The sequence below is a fragment of the Nocardiopsis metallicus genome (assembly GCF_014201115.1).
In the GTDB taxonomy this organism is placed as follows: Bacteria; Actinomycetota; Actinomycetes; order Streptosporangiales; family Streptosporangiaceae; genus Nocardiopsis; species Nocardiopsis metallicus.
Genome location: NZ_JACHDO010000001.1, coordinates 6,423,182 through 6,440,282, shown reverse-complemented (window position 1 = coordinate 6,440,282; position 17,101 = coordinate 6,423,182). Strand labels below are relative to the sequence as shown.

The 17,101-nt window shown below is 69.1% G+C and carries 15 protein-coding genes; 2 read left to right on the top strand and 13 right to left on the bottom strand.

All coding sequences use genetic code 11. The features are described from left to right. Positions 1-64 precede the first annotated feature (64 nt). The 5 genes from HNR07_RS28355 to HNR07_RS28335 all read right to left on the bottom strand — a co-directional run bounded on the left by HNR07_RS28355 (position 65) and on the right by HNR07_RS28335 (position 6,384). On the bottom strand, positions 65-1,627 hold the full coding sequence (locus HNR07_RS28355; RefSeq protein ID WP_221319947.1) for a DUF1109 domain-containing protein: 1,563 nt from the start codon (positions 1,625-1,627) through the stop codon (positions 65-67). Positions 1,628-2,210: 583 nt separating this feature from the next. Then, a complete protein-coding gene (gene proC / locus HNR07_RS28350; protein WP_184368410.1) occupies positions 2,211-3,005 on the bottom strand; it encodes a pyrroline-5-carboxylate reductase in 795 nt (264 codons plus the stop codon). A 122-nt stretch (positions 3,006-3,127) separates the two neighbouring features. Then, a complete protein-coding gene (locus tag HNR07_RS28345; RefSeq protein ID WP_184368407.1) occupies positions 3,128-4,084 on the bottom strand; it encodes a sugar phosphate isomerase/epimerase family protein in 957 nt (318 codons plus the stop codon). A gap of 194 nt (positions 4,085-4,278) precedes the next feature. Continuing rightward, complete coding sequence (locus HNR07_RS28340; protein WP_184368404.1) at positions 4,279-4,869, bottom strand: C40 family peptidase; 591 nt, start codon at positions 4,867-4,869, stop codon at positions 4,279-4,281. Positions 4,870-5,457: 588 nt separating this feature from the next. Beyond that, complete coding sequence (locus tag HNR07_RS28335; RefSeq protein WP_184368401.1) at positions 5,458-6,384, bottom strand: SGNH/GDSL hydrolase family protein; 927 nt, start codon at positions 6,382-6,384, stop codon at positions 5,458-5,460. A 192-nt stretch (positions 6,385-6,576) separates the two neighbouring features. On the opposite strand from HNR07_RS28335, the gene radA reads away from it, so the two are divergent. Beyond that, a complete protein-coding gene (gene radA, locus HNR07_RS28330) occupies positions 6,577-7,962 on the top strand; it encodes a DNA repair protein RadA (RefSeq protein WP_184368399.1) in 1,386 nt (461 codons plus the stop codon). A gap of 20 nt (positions 7,963-7,982) precedes the next feature. Here the strand turns inward: radA and HNR07_RS28325 are convergent, their stop codons facing one another. Together HNR07_RS28325 and HNR07_RS28320 are read right to left on the bottom strand one after the other, a co-directional pair. Then, entirely contained in the window at positions 7,983-8,369 is a 387-nt protein-coding gene (locus HNR07_RS28325; protein WP_184368396.1) for an SSI family serine proteinase inhibitor, read from the bottom strand. 149 nt (positions 8,370-8,518) lie between these two features. Then, positions 8,519-9,196: a hypothetical protein gene (locus tag HNR07_RS28320; protein WP_184372818.1), complete on the bottom strand. Its 678-nt coding sequence runs from the start codon at positions 9,194-9,196 to the stop codon at positions 8,519-8,521. Positions 9,197-9,340: 144 nt separating this feature from the next. On the opposite strand from HNR07_RS28320, the gene HNR07_RS28315 reads away from it, so the two are divergent. Beyond that, the gene (locus HNR07_RS28315) at positions 9,341-10,216 is read left to right on the top strand and encodes an A/G-specific adenine glycosylase (protein ID WP_184368393.1); all 876 of its coding nucleotides are present in this window, start codon (positions 9,341-9,343) and stop codon (positions 10,214-10,216) included. Between the two features lie 9 nt (positions 10,217-10,225). Here HNR07_RS28315 and HNR07_RS35740 read toward each other — a convergent pair whose 3' ends face one another. The 6 genes from HNR07_RS35740 to HNR07_RS28285 form a co-directional block, all read right to left on the bottom strand. Next, complete coding sequence (locus HNR07_RS35740) at positions 10,226-11,158, bottom strand: DUF3105 domain-containing protein (RefSeq protein ID WP_312893999.1); 933 nt, start codon at positions 11,156-11,158, stop codon at positions 10,226-10,228. Positions 11,159-11,284: 126 nt separating this feature from the next. After that, positions 11,285-13,789: an ATP-dependent Clp protease ATP-binding subunit gene (locus HNR07_RS28305; RefSeq protein ID WP_184368390.1), complete on the bottom strand. Its 2,505-nt coding sequence runs from the start codon at positions 13,787-13,789 to the stop codon at positions 11,285-11,287. 772 nt (positions 13,790-14,561) lie between these two features. Then, the gene (locus HNR07_RS28300) at positions 14,562-14,900 is read right to left on the bottom strand and encodes a histone-like nucleoid-structuring protein Lsr2 (protein WP_017578775.1); all 339 of its coding nucleotides are present in this window, start codon (positions 14,898-14,900) and stop codon (positions 14,562-14,564) included. 218 nt (positions 14,901-15,118) lie between these two features. Further along, complete coding sequence (locus HNR07_RS28295; protein ID WP_184368387.1) at positions 15,119-15,400, bottom strand: hypothetical protein; 282 nt, start codon at positions 15,398-15,400, stop codon at positions 15,119-15,121. 450 nt (positions 15,401-15,850) lie between these two features. Next, entirely contained in the window at positions 15,851-16,432 is a 582-nt protein-coding gene (locus tag HNR07_RS28290) for an amino-acid N-acetyltransferase (protein WP_184368385.1), read from the bottom strand. Positions 16,433-16,581: 149 nt separating this feature from the next. After that, a complete protein-coding gene (locus HNR07_RS28285) occupies positions 16,582-16,905 on the bottom strand; it encodes a LuxR C-terminal-related transcriptional regulator (protein ID WP_017578778.1) in 324 nt (107 codons plus the stop codon). Positions 16,906-17,101 lie beyond the last annotated feature (196 nt).

Sequence of the window (17,101 nt, the reverse complement as noted above, 5' to 3'; positions counted from 1 at the left end):
CGCGCCGGGGCCCGTGCCTCGGTCAGCAGGTGCCGCTGGGGCGGCGCTGCCGGAAAGGGGCGGATCAGTCCGAACTGATGTAGATGCAGTCCGCGTAGACGTCACCGGCCTTCATGTCGACTTCCCCCTCCAGGGGGCGGTCGAAGATGCTGCCGCCGGTCGAGCCGATCAGCACCCGGTACTTGCCCGGGTCCAGCTCCAGGTCCATGGCGTTGGGGTCGTCCAGGCAGGACGTGCTGCTGGGCGGGGCGGAGGTGTCGCAGTCGTCGCAGGGATCGATGGTGACCTCGCCGTGCGCCCCGTCCGGTCCCAGGTAGAGGAAGCGCATCTCGTCGTCGGTGTAGTTGACGTACTGGATGGAGACCTTGTCACCGCCACCGGTCTCGTAGGGAGACCCTTCGATGTCGTTGCTGGCGATCAGGGTCGCCTGGTCCATCTCCCGTTCGATGTACGCGGCGCCGACGTACCGCTCCAGCTCCTCGATGCCGTCGACGTCGTAGTCGGGGTAGTTGGCCTCGAGGTAGGCGACGGTCTCCTCCGCGTCCTCGAGGTCACCGGAGTCGATCTGGGCCCAACCGCAGTTGAGGGCCGAGTCCGGGCGTTCCTCCTCGATGCGCTCGGCGACCCCGGGGGCGGCGTCCCAGTCGAGGTCGTCGAAGATCCCGATCTGGTCGAAGGCCGCACACCAGTTCTCGCCGGCGTAGTCAGCGGTGGTCTCGTCGTAGAGCTCGGTCAGCGCGGTGGGCACGTCCGAGGCGGACGGGGTGTCGGAGAAGTCCTCGGCCACGAAGGAGTAGGTCTCCTGGGCCTGGCGATAGGCCTCCCTGGCCTCCTCGAACTCCTCGTCGGTCGCGGCGCTGCTGTAGAGCTGCTCCGCCTCGGTGGCGAGCTGACCGGCGTAGTTGAAGTGGATCTCGGCGACGCTGCCGTCGGTGTCCTCCCAGCGGGAGGCGTCGTGCTCGAAGTACTCGATGTAAGAGTCGATCGCGTGGTCGTAGCTCTCACTGGCCACGTCGCGCTGGGCGCGGTCCAGCAGGTGGCAGGCCTCGCTGCCGGCGCGGGCCTTGTTCATCAGCGACGGCGACATGGAGAGCTGGAAGCCGCTCTCGACCTGCCCGTAGACGTCGATCGCGGTGTCGCAGTCGCCCCGGGCGTGCGCGGCGTCGGCGACCCGCAGACGCCACTCGCCGGTCTGCCACACGCCGACGAGCGAGAGGATCATGACCACGACGAGACAGGCCGCGAGAACGACCGGCTTGCCCTTGACCACGGGCTGTTCGCCCCGTGACATCTGGCGGCGTTCGTGCTGGCGGCCCACGAAGAGGCCGACGACGACGGTGAGCAGGACCCAGGCCAGCAGGACCGGGGCCCAGGTGAGCAGGTTGTCGGCCGCGTCCATGATGGCGGCGGCGACCAGCAGTCCGATGGTGCCGGCCAGGTTGATCCCGAAGAACACCCAGCTGCGCAGGTGGAAGAAGCCCGCGCCGACACCGGACAGGTTCAGCAGCGCGGCGCGCCGCCCCACCTTGGACTTGAAGAGGCCGAGCGGGGGCAGGGGCGGCGGCGGGCCGCTGAACTGGCCGGGGCCACCGGGGCCACCGGGAGGCGGCGGACCGCCGGGGGGCATGCCGCCGGGCGGCATTCCACCGGGGGGCATACCGCCGGGGGGCGGCGGGCCGAAGGGCGGGTTTCCACCCGACGGGGTACCGCCGGGCGGAGGCCCGCTGAACTGGCCGGGGCCACCGGGACCGCCGGGGGGCGGGCCACCGGGACCACCGGGGGGCGGGCCACCGGGACCACCGTGGGGCGGCCCTCCGGGGTTACCGGGTGGCGGTCCTCCCGGTGGCGGACCGAGGGGTGGTTGGCCACCGGAGGGCGGACCGAACGGCGGCTGTCCGCCGGAGGGGTTCTGCGCGACCGGGTTGCCTCCTGTGGGAGAACCCCCAACGGGATTCTGCGGGCCGCTCGGAGCAGGAGGAGGCGTCGCGGATCCGGGCTGGCCGGGGAAGTTGGACGGGTCCGAAGGGGGTTGAGGATTTGTCATGGGGCCCCGGAATCAGTGAAGAGGGGAAAACGTACACAGCGGAAGGGTAAAGAGGGGCACACCCCTCTTATCCCGACTTTATTCACCGGGTATGACGCTCCGCCCGGGGCCCCTGACCAACCGGAACGGGAATTGGGTGTGTGAGATGCGTCACACAGCCCGCGGGTCAACTCTCGGAGAGCGCCCGACTCCGGTCCCGGGCCGCCTCGATGGCGTCCGTGAAGGCGGTCCGCACCCCGTGTCGTTCCAGCTCGCGCAGGGCTGCGGCGGTGGTCCCGCCCGGCGAGGTGACGGCCTCGCGCAGCACCACCGGGTGCTCCCCCGACCCGTCGAGCATGGCCGCGGCGCCGGTGATCGTCTGCCCGACCAGCCGCTGTGCTGTGACACGGGGCATACCCATCGCGACACCGGCCTCGATCATGGTCTCGGCGATGAAGTAGAAGTAGGCCGGTCCGCTGCCGGAGATGGCGGTGACCGTGTCCATGTGCTGTTCGCCGACCCGCAGCACCTCGCCCACCGTGCCCAGGAGCTCCTCTGCGCGGTCCAGGTGCGCGGCCTCGGTGTGCGCGCCGCCGGAGACGGCGGTCATCCCCTGGCCCATGAGCGCCGGGGTGTTGGGCATCGCCCGCACGACCGGCACCCCGGAGGGCAGGTGGCTCTCCAGGACGACCGTGGTCAGCCCGGCGGCCACCGAGATGACCAGGTGGCCCCGGGACAGGTGCGGGGCGATGTCGTCCAGCAGGGCGAGCATGTCCTGCGGCTTGAGGGCCAGCAGCAGAGTGTCCGCGCGCTTGGCGGCGTCCGCCGCCGGGACCGTCTCGACCCCGTAGCGGCCGCGCAGCTCCGCCGCGTGTTCCGCACGCGGCTCGGTGACGAGCACGCCCTCCGGAGCGTGGCCCTTGGCCAGTAGCCCGGCGAGCAGTGCCTCGCCCATCTTTCCTGCACCGATGATCGCGATCATGAAAAGGGGTCCTCTCTGCGAGTCCCCTCCACGCTAGCCGTCTCGGACCTGCCGGACGGACCGGTTGTCTCACTCGGCGGACAGTCGGCGGCGGATCCGGGCCCGGGTCCGGGCCCGGACCGTCAGCCCTGGTCGACCGACCCCTCGTCGTCGACCGGCCCCTTGGGGTCCACCGATCCCTTGGGGTCCACCGAGAAGCGCCGGGGCGGGTCCTGGGGGCGCCTGCGCAGCAGGGCAATGCGCTCGCGGCGGCCCAGCCGGGGTTCGGAGGCGGGCGGGCCCTGCGCGAAGTGCAGCCGGGTGAACGCCAGCGCCTCGGCGAGTTCGCGCATGCGCGCCTGGCGGTCGGCGGCCTTGCGGGTGCTCACCTCCAGAACCAGCTGCCCCTCGTAGCCGCTGCCCGCGAGGTGTTCGAGCAGTTCGGCGACGGGCTGGCTGCCGCGGCCGGGGATGAGGTGTTCGTCGAGGTTCTGGCCGCCGAAACCGTCGGCGACGTGCACGTGGGAGAGGCGGTTGCCCAGCCGCTTGGCCATGTCCATCGCGTCGGAGCCGGACATGGCGGTGTGCGAGAGGTCGAGGGTGACGTCCGGGTAGTCCCGGTCGAGCGGGTTCCAGCTCGGCGCGTAGGGGACGACCTCGCGGTCGCGCACCCGCACCGGGTACATGTTCTCGACGGCGAAGACCACGTCGGTCTCCTCCTGCATGCGGGCGACGCCGTTCTCGAAGTCGCGGGCGTACTCGCGCTGCCAGCGGAAGGCCGGGTGCACCACGATCGCCTTGGCGCCCAGCGCCTCAGCCATCTCCTTGGAGCGGACGAGCTTGCCCCAGGGCTCACGGCCCCACACTCGCTGGGTCAGCACGAGACAGGGCGAGTGGACGGCGGTGACGGGCATCTGGTGGTAGTCGGAGAGGCGCCGGAGGAGTTCGATGTCCTGGCTGGCCGGGTCGGAGGAGACGAGGACCTCAACGCCGTCGTACCCCAGCTTCGCGGCGATCTCGAAGGCGGCCGGGGTCTTCTCCGGGTAGACCGACGCCGACGAGAGGACCACGGGCGCGTCTGGGACCTGGATAGGGCTCACGTGACCCAGACTATGCGCTCCACGGCGTTTCGGGACGTCCGCCCGGGTGAACGCGGCGTGGCGCTTGCCCCCTTCCGGTCGGCTCCGCGGGCCCCTGTGACAGGGGGGACGGCCGCTCCCCCGGGTTACCTGGGGGAAGCGGCCGTCGAAAGGAATGTGGCGCGTAACGGTGCACGGTCACGCGGTCGGCGGACTCAGATCCGGACGGCGCCCGCGAGGTTGTAGCGGGTCACGTCCCGCTCGGCGATGCTGCGCCCGGAGCGCGGGGCGTCGATCATGCGGCCTCCGCCGAGGTAGATGGCCACGTGGTAGGCGTAGCCGCCGCTGTCGGTCCAGTAGAGGATGTCGCCCCTCTTGGCGTTGGCGTAGCTGACCCGGGTCCCGGAGTTCACCTGGTCATGGGCGATACGGGGCAGGCTCACCCCGGCCTGCTTGAAGGAGTACTGCACCAGCCCGGAGCAGTCGAAGGAGTTCGGACCGGTGCCGCCCCAGGCGTAGGGCTTGCCCTTCTGGGACTCCGCTGCGCTGATGGCCTTCTCGACGGTGCTGGAGGAGAGGGCCTGGTGGATGCGCTCGGCGCCCGGGGCGCTCTGTACTGCCTGCAAACTCGGTGCCGACTGGGCCAGGGCCGGGGTCCCCCCGGCTGCCAGCGCCGCGGCCGCGAGTACGGCGACGGCGAGCGCGCGTGGCGTACGGCGGCGCGACTGAGCGGGTGCGGCCTGCCGCACCGGGTTCGTGGTGGAACGGCAGGCCCGCGTTTGCTCGTGGTGTCGCGGTAGTCGCATGACGTGGTTCTCCCTACATGGTCCGTCGGGGCCGCCCACGCCACTGTGACGCGGATCTCCTGACCGCCAACACACCACCATTGGTCACACAGACACCACGAATTGTCACTCTCCGTAGTCTTATCGATGCCGAAAGTTGGTAAAGCCTGCTTGACCTCGGCGGACAAAACGGCCAGTGAACCATCAATCCACCGTCCGCCGCCGAGGCCCGTGACCGTCGGCTACGAGCCGACCGGGTACTTCGGCCAGGACCTGTTCTTCTGGATGCTTTCGCTCGTGTCGGCGGAGCCGACATCGACACGAGCGGCCGTCGCCCCTACTGTGCGGTGCTGAGCAGGTCCGGCAGCATCGCACAGCAGGGGCTCGCCCGGGTCTGGCTGTCCGAGCCCGTGCCAGCCGGGATCGGCGGCGCAGCGAGAGACAGCCTGGTGGTTCCGCGAGATACCGCGCCGAAGGCGTCCGTTGAGGGTGGTGGCGGGCGACGGGCGCGGAATGATCCGAAAACAGGGCAGGACACCTACGGTGGCGGCGGGGTCATGGCCATCACCGCTGGTCAGGGCTGTTCTCTTGACAAGAGGACCCTACATATCAGGGCTGCGGGACACCCAGGGCGGAGCGGACGAAGTCGGTCGTCGCCGCCATGCCGAGGTTGTTCGGGTGCACGGGCGCCCCGTCTTCCGGAATCAGCCCCTCGACCCAGCGGGTGTCCGAACCCTGGCAGACGTCGTGGCCGCGCTCGAGGGTGTCCACGAAGACCGCGCCCTGGGCCTCAGCCTCCTCCTTGAGCATCGCGTTGAGCGCGGTCTGCGCCTGGTCCAGGAACGGGACGTCGCCGCGGGAGATCGGTGTGCTCGGCCAGCAGCCGCGGCTCTCCGGCAGGATCTGGAGGTAGCCGACGCTGAGGACCGTGGCGTTCGGGCTGCGCTCGGCGATGTCCGCGTAGACCCCGGAGACCTCACCCCGCAGCCCGTCGATCCGCTGGTCCAGCTCGTCCCCGTAGTGGTCGGCGCACGGGCTGCCCAGCGGGTTGGTCAGGCTCCGCTTCGCGCACTCGACGAGGACCTCGGAGAAACCGAAGTCGTTGCCCGCGATGCCCACCGTGACCAGGTCGGTCTCCGGCCGGAGCACGTCCAGCTGCGGCGGGGTGTCACTGAACTGGGCCTCGTAGAGGTGGGTCATCCGCGCGCCCGAGCAGCTGACGTCGGTGATCTCGGTGATCCCCAGCTCCTCGGCGAGGCGCTTGGGGTAGTTGACCGAGGACTGCATGCATCCGAGCAGCGGCATCTGGGCTCTGACCATGGGCCCGGCGACGAAGGAGTCACCGATGGCGACGTAGTGCTCGAACGCGGCCGCCTCGGCCTCGTCCGCGGCGGCGGGGGCGGGGGCGGTGGCGGTGACCAGCGAGAGGCCCAGGGCCACGAGGGTCAGCGGGGCGGTGATCCGGGCGAGTCGGCGCAGGCCGCCGGCCCCTCCCGGGGCGTGGGGGACGGCGGGGGATCGGTGTGTACGGAACACGAGGGGTTTCCTCTCTCCAAGGAGCGGGGGCTTCGGAGTGTTCGGACCTTGGGAAGAGGGTGACTCTCCCCACACACTCTCTAACATGACTTACGAAACGAAGGAGCTAACCCGTAGGTAACTTTCATGTGTCCCCAGCGGCCCCTCCGGTGACAGCGGGACCTGTCACCGGGAGCCGTTAGCGTGTCGACCATGGCGAAAGCAGCGAAGACCACGTTCCGGTGCGCCGAGTGCGGATGGACCACCCTCAAATGGGTGGGGCGCTGCGGCGAGTGCCAGGCATGGGGCACCGTCGAGGAGTCCGGAGCCCCCGCCCCCTCGGTCGTCACGGCCGCCCCGGTGACCTCCCGGGCCCGCCCCATCACCGAGATCAGCGTGGAGAGCGCCGAGGCCGTGCCCACCGGCGTGGACGAACTCGACCGGGTCCTGGGCGGCGGAGCCGTCCCCGGAGGCGTGGTCCTGCTCGCCGGTGAGCCCGGCGTGGGCAAGTCGACCCTGCTCCTGGAGGTCGCCGCGATGCGCGCCGCCAAGGCCAACGTCCTCTACGTGACCGGCGAGGAGTCGGCCGGACAGGTGCGCCTGCGCGCCGAACGCCTCAACGCCCTCTCCGAGCAGCTCTACCTGGCCGCCGAGACCTCGGTGGCCACCCTCGCCAGCCACGTGGACGCGGTCGCGCCCCAGCTACTGATCGTGGACTCGGTGCAGACCATGGTCTCCCCCGAGACCACCGGCGTACCCGGCGGTGTCACCCAGATCCGGCAGGTCACCGGAGCGCTCATCCAGATCGCCAAGGAACGCGGCATCGCGACCGTGCTGGTCGGCCACGTCACCAAGGACGGCTCGATCGCCGGACCCCGCCTGTTGGAGCACCTGGTGGACGTCGTCCTGCACTTCGAGGGCGAACGCCACTCCCAGCTGCGCCTGCTGCGCGCGGTCAAGAACCGCTACGGGCCCACCGACGAGATCGGCGTCTTCGAGCTCACCGAGAAGGGCATCTTCGGACTGCCCGACCCCAGCGGCCTCTTTCTCACCGAACGCACCGACCCGGTGCCGGGCACCTGCGTGACCGTCACCCTGGAGGGGCGGCGCCCCCTGATCACCGAGGTACAGGCCCTGGTCGCGCCCACCCCGCTGCCCGCGCCCCGCCGCGCCACCTCGGGCCTGGACACCTCACGGGTGAACATGATCCTGGCGGTACTGGAGAAGCGCACCGGCATGAAGCTGGCCAACATGGACGTGTACGCCTCGACCGTGGGCGGAGTGAAGCTGGGCGAACCCTCCGTGGACCTGGCCCTGGCCATGGCCGCGGCCAGCTCCAACAACGACGTCCCGCTGCCCGCGGGGTTCATCGCGATCGGCGAGGTCGGCCTGGCCGGTGACGTGCGCAGCGTGAACGGCGTGCGGCGCCGGGTCGCCGAGGCGCAGCGCCTGGGCTTCACCGAGGCGGTCGTACCCAAGCACTTCGGCGACCCGGTCAAGGGCATCCGCGTCCACGAGGTGGAGGAGCTGAGCGAGGCCCTCACCTGGGTCAGGAACCGCCGGCGCCGGGGCTCCAGGAGCGAGGCCGCCGAGGACTGACGGCCCCGGGGCGCCTGAACCTAGAAGTCGAAGATCGCGCCCTTGGTGCTGTTCATGACGCACTGGTTGCCGAAGGTCTCCTCGTACTCCTCGGCCCCGGTGACCCGGACGGTGACCGGCCGGTACTCCATCGTGCAGAAGCCGTCCCCGGCCGAGGTCACGCCGGCGATCCCCCCGTGCTCGGCGATGAGGTCGCAGGCCTCCTCGGCCTTGGCGTGTCCGCCCCCGGCCGGGTCGCACGTCAGGGTCGTGGCACGGTGCCAGCTGATGGCGGTGTCACCCCGCTCCTCGACGCCACCGAAGACCTGCAGGGTGTACACGTCCGGCCCGGCGGGCTCCGCGTGCACGGGCGCGGCCATGGCGAGCGCGAAGGCGGCACAGGCGAGAACGGTGGCGGTGCGTATCACTGGAATCTCCCAGGGTGACGGAATCGGATGCACCACGAATAGTAAGCAGTCAATGACCAGATGTCATGGGACTCCGGTAATCCGCTCCGTGAACAGACAAGAACCCCGCCCGGAGCCGGGCGGGGTTCACTGGCGTTGACACCTCGGACTCAGGCCTTGAGCTGGAAGACGAGCTGGTCGACGCTGCCCACGTGGTCGCCGTGCAGGTTGGCCTTGTACCAGCCGGGCTGGGCCTTGGCGCTGCTGGCCCGGCAGTCGGTGAAGGAGCGGTCCAGATCCCAGGTGATCGTGAAGTCGTGCGGGGTGCCCCGTTTGAGCTGGCGCTCTTCCTGGGCGTTGCCCTCCACGCAGTCCGCGGTGGAGTAGACGCGGTCCTGGCCGGACTCGATCCGCAGCTCGAACGCTTCGGGGCCCACGTCCACGGTGCAGGTCTGATCGGCGGTGTTGACCACGGTCACCTTGAACTCGGGGCTGGTGCCGCCGCCGTACACCTCGCGGTCGCTCTCCGCGAAGTCGAAGGTGACGACCACGTCCTGGGGGCGGCACGGGTCCTCGGGGCGCTCGGGTTCGGGGGCCCCGGCCGAGCCGCTGTCGGAGCCGCCCTCTCCGTCCTCGTCGTCCGCGCTGTCCTCATCCTCCGAAGGGGAGGGTGAGGGTGAGGCGGACGGTTCCTCGTCGTCTTCCCCGGTTTCGGGGTCGGAGGGCTCGTCGACTGGCACACTGGGAGAGGCTTCGGGGCTATCGACACTCGCCTCGGAGGAGCCCGACGGTTCGGCTTCGTCCCCGGTGTTCCGGAAAACGAGCGCGACCAGCGCGAACACCAGCATTACGCCAGCCAGCACGAAGGCCCGTCGTTTCCAGTAGGTCTCGCGGCTGACAGGTGCTGGTTGTCCGGTACTTGACGCCATGGGCCGTAGTATTGCGGTTTTGCACGCCACTCACCTACTCAACCCGCCGATTTACCGTTAAAGATGAGCGATAACCCTTACAGCACACCGGTTCTGGCGTGGTACGAGTCCAACGCCCGAGACCTTCCCTGGCGTACCCCGGACGCCTCCCCCTGGTCCGTCCTGGTCAGCGAGATCATGCTCCAGCAGACCCCCGTCGTGCGGGTTCTCCCCGCCTGGGAGGCCTGGATGGAGCGTTGGCCCACCCCCGCGCACCTGGCCAAGGAGCCCTCGGGTGAGGCGGTCCGCATGTGGAACCGGCTCGGCTACCCGCGCCGGGCCCTGCGTCTGCACGCCTGCGCCGTGGCCATCACCGAGGAACACGACGGCCAGGTCCCCGACGACCACGCGACCCTGCTCTCGCTCCCCGGGATCGGCGCCTACACCGCGGCCGCCGTGGCGAGCTTCGCCTACGGCCAGCGGCACGCGGTTCTGGACACCAACGTGCGCCGCGTCCTGGCTCGGGCCGAAACCGGGATCGAGTACCCGCCGAAAACCCAGACCAAGGCGGAGACCGCCCTGGCCGAGTCGCTACTGCCGCCGACGGCCTCGGTGGCGGCCCGCTGGGCCGTGGCCGTGATGGAGCTGGGGGCCCTGGTCTGCACCGCACGCTCCCCGCGCTGCGCGGACTGCCCCATCGCCGGGCAGTGCGCCTGGAAGCTCGCGGGCAAACCCGCCCATGACGGGCCGCCCCGGCGCGGGCAGACCTACGCGGGCACCGACCGGCAGGTGCGCGGCAGGCTCCTCGCCGTTCTGCGCGACTCGCCCGACCCGGTGGCCAAGGACGCGCTGGACGCGGTCTGGGACGACCGCGTCCAGCGCGAACGGGCTCTGGACGCCCTGGTCTCAGACGGCCTGGTCGACCCCCTGGACGACGGCCGGTACGCCCTGCCGGGGTAGGGCGGGCGCTCAGTTCCTCCGGGCGTCGGTCTCGTCGGAGAGCGCGGCCTCGACCTCTTCCTGGGTCTGGTCGACCGCACCGCTGCACGCGGCACCGGGTTCGGGCACGTTCGGGCTCTGCTCGTACTCACGCAGGAACTCGCCCAACCGCGGGTCGTCGGCCTCGTCCAGCTGGAGCTGGACGCCCCAACCCGAGGCCACCACGGCCGAGGGCAGGCCCTCCATCGGGCTGACGATCACGTAGGAACCGGGCGTGTGGAAGCCGGTCAGCGTCTGGACGTCGGAGTCGGGCAGGTCCGGGTCGTAGGTGATCCAGACCGCGCCGTGCTCCTGGGAGTGAACGGCCAGCTCCGGCGTGACGGGTGCGTCGTAGACGCCGCAGTTCTGCCACGTCGGGTAGTGCTGGCCACCCGCCGGCGGGTACTGGTCGTAGTCGACCCTCTCCCCGATCTCCACGTGTGAGTAGTCCAGGACCTCGAAGGTCTCCACGCCCTCGATGGCCCTCTCCCCGGCTCCGCCTCCGGAGGCGGAGCCGACCGCCCCGCCGTACAGCCACACTCCGCCGAAGACCGCACCGCCCGCCAGGACCAGCGCGAGCGCGATCCCGCCGGCGATCAGCCACGGCGAGGCGCCGCGTTTCGGCGGAGGAGGACCGCCGGGGTACCCCTGGGGCGGGTATCCGGGAGGGGGCCCCTGCGGTGGGTAGCCGGGCGGCGGGCCCTGCGGTGGGTAGCCGGGCGGCGGGCCCTGCGCCGGATGACCGGGCGCAGGGTAGCCGGGGCCGGGCGCAGGGTAGCCGGGGCCGGGCGCAGGCCCCTGGCCGTGCGCGGGCCCCTGAGGCGCTTGGTGCGCCCCCGGAGGGCCGTGAGGGGGCGGAGGGCCGGGCGCAGGCCCCTGCGGCGGCTGAGCGCCGCCCTGGCGGGGATCGTTTGGATAGGCCACGGACCGCACCCTAGCGTTTCCGCCCCTGCCCGCGCGCCCCGCCAACGCCGACGGGGGCACCCCTCTACAGGGATGCCCCCGTCCTCAGACAGCTGCCGACGCGGAACCGACCGGCGGTGCTACCGCTTACTCACTCTTGGTGGCGGACTCCACCTCGGGGGTGTCCGGAACCGCGGCGGGCTTCGGCACACCCTTGAAGGTGAACTTGGCGTCCGTGCCCTCGCCCTCGGCGTCGATCACGACGATCTGACCCGCCTTGAGGTCGCCGAACAGGATCTTCTCGGACAGCTGGTCCTCGATCTCCCGCTGGATCGTGCGACGCAGCGGCCGCGCGCCCAGGACGGGGTCGAACCCGCGCTCGGACAGGATCTTCTTCGCCTTGGGACGGAGCTCGATGCCCATGTCCCGCTCCTTGAGGCGGCTGTCCAGGCTCGTGACCATCAGATCCACGATCTGGAAGATCTCCTTCTCGGTCAGCTGGTGGAAGACGATGATGTCGTCCACACGGTTGAGGAACTCCGGCCGGAAGTTGGTCTTGAGCTCCTCGCTGACCTTCGCCTTCATCCGCTCGTAGTTGGTGTTGGCGTCGTCCTCCTTGGCGAAGCCCATGGCCTGGCCCTTGGAGATGTCCCGCGTACCCAGGTTGGTCGTCATGATGATGACCGTGTTCTTGAAGTCGACGATGCGACCCTGGGCGTCGGTGAGACGGCCCTCCTCCAGCACCTGGAGCAGAGAGTTGAAGATGTCGTTGTGGGCCTTCTCGATCTCGTCGAACAGGACCACGGAGAACGGCTTGCGGCGCACCTTCTCGGTGAGCTGGCCGCCCTCTTCGTAGCCGACGTAGCCGGGAGGCGAACCGAACAGCCGCGAGACCGTGTGCTTCTCCATGAACTCGGACATGTCGAGCTGGATCAGCGCGTCCTCGTCCCCGAACAGGAACTCGGCCAGGGTCTTGGACAGCTCGGTCTTACCCACACCGGACGGACCGGCGAAGATGAACGAACCACCGGGGCGCTTGGGGTCCTTCAGACCGGCGCGGGTACGGCGGATCGCCTGGGAGAGCGCCTTGATGGCGTCCTCCTGGCCGATGACCCGGCGGTGCAGCTCGTCCTCCATGCGCAGCAGGCGCGAGCTCTCCTCCTCGGTCAGCTTGAAGACCGGGATGCCGGTGGAGGCGGCCAGGACCTCGGCGATGAGCTCCTCGTCGACCTCGGCCACGACATCCATGTCGCCGGCCTTCCACTCCTTCTCCCGCTGCGCCTTCTTGTTGAGCAGCTGCTTCTCGTCGTCACGCAGGGACGCGGCCTTCTCGAAGTCCTGCTCGTCGATGGCCGATTCCTTGTCGCGGCGCACACCGGCGATCTTCTCGTCGAACTCGCGCAGGTCCGGCGGAGCGGTCATCCGGCGGATGCGCATCCGGGAACCGGCCTCGTCGATGAGGTCGATCGCCTTGTCCGGCAGGAACCGGTCGCTGATGTAGCGGTCGGCCAGCTGCGCGGCGGCCACGAGGGCACTGTCGGTGATCGAGACCCGGTGGTGGGCCTCGTAACGGTCGCGCAGGCCCTTGAGGATCTCGATGGCGTGCGTGATCGTCGGCTCGTCCACCTGGATCGGCTGGAAGCGGCGCTCGAGGGCCGCGTCCTTCTCCAGGTACTTGCGGTACTCGTCGAGCGTGGTCGCACCGATGGTCTGGAGCTCACCCCGGGCCAGCATAGGCTTCAGGATGGAGGCGGCGTCTATGGCACCTTCCGCCGCCCCCGCTCCGACCAGCGTGTGCAGCTCGTCGATGAAGAGGATGATGTCACCGCGGGTGCGGATCTCCTTGAGCACCTTCTTGAGGCGCTCCTCGAAGTCACCGCGGTAGCGGCTGCCCGCGACCAGGGCGCCCAGGTCGAGCGTGTAGAGCTGCTTGTCCTTGAGCGTCTCCGGGATCTCACCCTTGACGATCTTCTGGGCCAGGCCCTCGACGACCGCGGTCTTACCGACACCGGGCTCACCGATCAGCACCGGGTTGTTCTTGGTGCGCCGCGAGAGCACCTGCATGACGCGCTCGATTTCCTTGTCCCGGCCGATGACCGGGTCGAGCTTGGACTCACGCGCGGCCTGCGTCAGATTGCGGCCGAACTGGTCCAGCACCAGCGAGGTGGAGGGGGTGGACTCGGAGGAGGCACCGGTAGCCTGCGGCTCCTTGCCCTGGTAACCGTGCAGCAGCTGGATGACCTGCTGGCGGACCCGGTTGAGGTCCGCTCCGAGCTTCACGAGGACCTGGGCGGCGACGCCCTCGCCCTCGCGGATCAGGCCCAGCAGTATGTGCTCGGTACCGATGTAGTTGTGGCCGAGCTGAAGCGCCTCGCGCAGCGACAGCTCAAGGACCTTCTTGGCGCGCGGGGTGAAGGGAATGTGCCCCGACGGCGCCTGCTGGCCCTGACCGATGATCTCCTCAACCTGCTGCCGAACCGCTTCGAGGCTGATACCAAGACTCTCCAGAGCCTTGGCGGCGACACCCTCACCCTCGTGGATGAGGCCGAGCAGGATGTGCTCCGTACCGATGTAGTTGTGGTTGAGCATCCTGGCTTCTTCCTGAGCCAGAACCACCACTCGCCGCGCGCGGTCGGTAAACCTCTCGAACATGTTCGTCGCTCCTCTACAGAGCGGTCAGGCGGGGACGGTCATTACCGACCCAACTCTTCCGCATATAGGCCCCACAGGGATTAACCGCCCCGGGGAGCGCTGCCGCACCCGTCCACCTTGCCGACGGCTGCCGACAGGGTGGACGTCTCCGTACGGGCGACCGCAGCCGTCCGTGCCAGAGACTTTCCCCGACGATAGGGCGTTCACCCAACATCCAACTACCAATTGACGCGTCAGATTTCCCTGTACGCCGAAGGCGAACGGCCCGGACACTCCCATCCATCACGAGAGTGCCCGGACCGCACGTGCGTATGCCGGATTATCGGCTCTAAGCGAACAAGCCGAAGGCGTGTTGTTCTTCAAGCGGAAATTACCGACCCCGCGGACTCCTCCTCGACGGTGTCGCGGAGGTCACCGTGCGGCGCATGCGACAGTCGCCGTCGCCGGCGACCGGCGGAGGGGCCGGGGTCGGGCCGCACGCTTCCCCGGGTCCGGGCCGAGATCCGTCCCTGCCGGGGCTCGCGTCCCTTCACACTCCCCCGCACCCCGGTGTCACGGGCTCTCGGCGGCGCGGGTCCCGACGGGGCGGGGTCCGTCGCCGACGGGTACCGGCGATCCGGTTTCTCCGACGGCTCGAACTCCCTCGCTCATAGGACGTCCGGGCCGGATCGGGCCTCGGGGCGCGGGGGTCAGGGACAGCGAACAGCAGGGCCTGGGGCGAAATTTCGATCAAGACCTGACAACATTTCGGCCGACCGGGCCGGTGGCAAACCTAACCCTTGATGGCCTCATATTCGGCAACGATGGCAGCGGGGATACGGCCACGCTCATTGACGGGCTTCCCGGCGGCCTTCGCCCACGCGCGAATCTCCGCACTGCGCTCACGGCTGGGAGCATTCCGGCTTCCGCGCCGAGCGGCACCGCGAACCTGCTTCGCCGGGGCCTTACGGGAGGCCTCGACGAACGGGCTAAGGGCCTCGCGGAGCTTGGCGGCATTACCCGCGCTGAGGTCGATTTCGTACGTCGATCCATCGAGACCGAACGTCACCGTCTCCTCGGCCTCGCCGCCGTCGAGGTCGTCGACCAGGAAAACCTGGACCTTCTGTGCCATGGAATCAAACCTTTCAGAAGAGCGGTGTCTCCACACCTGAATATAAAGCTATCTCGCGAGAACGCGAAAGACAATTCCCGGCGCGTCAGAAATCCTCCGAGACCGGATCGAGAGGATTCGGGGTCACCGGAGCAGCGCGAGGCGGCGAGTTGACCCGCACACACGGGTATCCCCCGCGGGCGGGGGTACTCAGTGCCGGTTTCAGTCCGGCACCGTATCTAACGACCCTCGGATTCGCTACGTTCCCCGTCCCGGGCAATCGGCGTCTCATTCGCCGCCCCGGCCTCCTGGACCTCGGCCGAGCGCTTGTCACCCGCACCGGACTCACCGGTCTCATCGTCGCTGACCAGGCTTCCGTCCATCCTGCGCGGTGCCATCTCCTTGCGGAGCAGCTGGATGACGAAGGCACAGAACACGGACCCGACAACCACCGGCGGGATGAGCGCGGACAATACGTCGATCAGTCCGGGGGGAAGCACCGATGACAAAAAGTCGCCCATCGAAGCGGCCTACCCTTCCTGGTTGTTACTTATTGCAGCAAATACCCGACTCAGGGTTCGGGACACTCCCGGGGGATGGCGCTCCGGCACGACCGGGCAAACGCATACCAGACATCATAGACATCGTTTGCCCCCGGTTTGACACCGGACGTACCCGAGACGTCCCGGCAAAGCCTGATGGCGACCAATGTCCGGTCGGCTGTTACGCCCTCGCGCGGCAAGACTCCCCGCAGTGCGACGGTCGAGCACTGGCGGCATCCGGAAAATCCGAGATGCTGAACGTCTCACCCTCACTTCACCGGGTAACCGGCGATCCGGGCGGACGCAGGTACACATTACCTGCCTTGTTCCACACGCATACCACCCGGTGCAGTTAAGCGCCCACAGCGGCCGGAGGAGGCCGCGAACCGTTCAGAAGGGGAAGGATGTCCTATCCGGGGCCCAAATCCTTTAGCCGACCGAGCCCGGCTGACTCTCGTCGAGGTGGACAAGCATGCGGGTGTTCCCCAGGGTGTTGGGTTTGACCCGCTCCAAGTCGAGGAATTCGGCCACTCCCTCGTCATAGGAACGCAGGAGTTCCTCGTAGACGCGGAAGGAGACCGGGGTGCCCTGGATCGGGGCAAAGCCGTGTTTGGCGAAGAAACCGGTCTCGAATGTCAGACAGAACACACGCCGCACACCCAACTCGCGCGCGGTGTCCAAGAGCTCGGTCACGATTCGGTGACCGACGCCGAAACCGCGCAGGGAGGGGTCGACGGCGACGGTGCGCACCTCCGCGAGGTCCTCCCAGAGGACGTGGAGGGCTCCGCAGCCGACCACGCTCAGCTCGCCCTCCTCCGGCGGCGGCTCGCCCGGTGTGTCGTCGGGCAGCATCTCCGCTTCGGCCACCCAGAACTCCTGGATGTCCTCGTAGAGGTTGACGGTGCTCTTGGAGAGCACTCTCCGGTCGACGGAGTAGGTGTCGACGAGGCGGCGGATGTGGGTGACGTCGCGCGTCCTGGCGCGACGGACCCGGACATGACGAACGGGCATAGCCGGACCAGACTACGCCTACGCGGCCTCACCCCGGAACGCTCTTCATCCGGTGCTCGGCGACGCTCGGCTTCCTGGGCCGGTATGCCCGCGGTGTCTCCCGGCGATCACCGGGAAGCGCCTCCTACTGGTGCTCGGTCATCGGAGCATCAGATCAGCTGGCGCCTCGCGGCCCACACGACCGCCTCGATGGGTGTGTTCACACCGAGCACGTCGCAGATGTTGCGAATGCGTCGGCGCAGGGTTCGGGCGCTGAGCTCGAGGTGCCGAGCGGCCACTTCGGTGGTGACACCGGTGGCGATCTCGGCGAGCAGCTCCAGCTCCTCATGACTGAGCTCAACCGGCGTGTAGGCGCCGTTGAGCGTGTTCTCACGCGACCGAGCCTGAAGGGGAACCACGTTCTCTCGGTGCTCTCGCGGCGAGAGGGTGTTCTGATCCTCAACGGTACGTCGTACGAGTGTGGCCTGTTCCACTCCGTCCTCCCTCATCCATGTGAGTGCGGAACATCAACTCGTCACCGAACGGTCAAGCGCGTCCGACTGGCTGTCGGTGCGGGTGAGTCCCGGCCACCCCGGCCTTCTCCCGAAACCCCTCTGGCACAGGGGTGGGAGTCGGAGGGGAGCACGAGGACACACGAACCCCGGACGCTGAGGTCTGGGACGGACAGAC

Excerpts from the sequence above, each read along its gene's own strand:
- HNR07_RS28355 (WP_221319947.1), bottom strand. The coding sequence starts at position 1,627 with ATGCCCCCCGGCGGTCCGCCGCCTCCCGGTGGCCCCGGTGGCCCCGGC.
- proC (WP_184368410.1), bottom strand. The coding sequence starts at position 3,005 with ATGATCGCGATCATCGGTGCAGGAAAGATGGGCGAGGCACTGCTCGCC.
- HNR07_RS28340 (WP_184368404.1), bottom strand. The coding sequence starts at position 4,869 with ATGCGACTACCGCGACACCACGAGCAAACGCGGGCCTGCCGTTCCACC.
- radA (WP_184368399.1), top strand. The coding sequence starts at position 6,577 with ATGGCGAAAGCAGCGAAGACCACGTTCCGGTGCGCCGAGTGCGGATGG.
- HNR07_RS28320 (WP_184372818.1), bottom strand. The coding sequence starts at position 9,196 with ATGCTGGTGTTCGCGCTGGTCGCGCTCGTTTTCCGGAACACCGGGGAC.
- HNR07_RS28315 (WP_184368393.1), top strand. The coding sequence starts at position 9,341 with ATGAGCGATAACCCTTACAGCACACCGGTTCTGGCGTGGTACGAGTCC.
- HNR07_RS28305 (WP_184368390.1), bottom strand. The coding sequence starts at position 13,789 with ATGTTCGAGAGGTTTACCGACCGCGCGCGGCGAGTGGTGGTTCTGGCT.
- HNR07_RS28300 (WP_017578775.1), bottom strand. The coding sequence starts at position 14,900 with ATGGCACAGAAGGTCCAGGTTTTCCTGGTCGACGACCTCGACGGCGGC.
- HNR07_RS28295 (WP_184368387.1), bottom strand. The coding sequence starts at position 15,400 with ATGGGCGACTTTTTGTCATCGGTGCTTCCCCCCGGACTGATCGACGTA.
- HNR07_RS28290 (WP_184368385.1), bottom strand. The coding sequence starts at position 16,432 with ATGCCCGTTCGTCATGTCCGGGTCCGTCGCGCCAGGACGCGCGACGTC.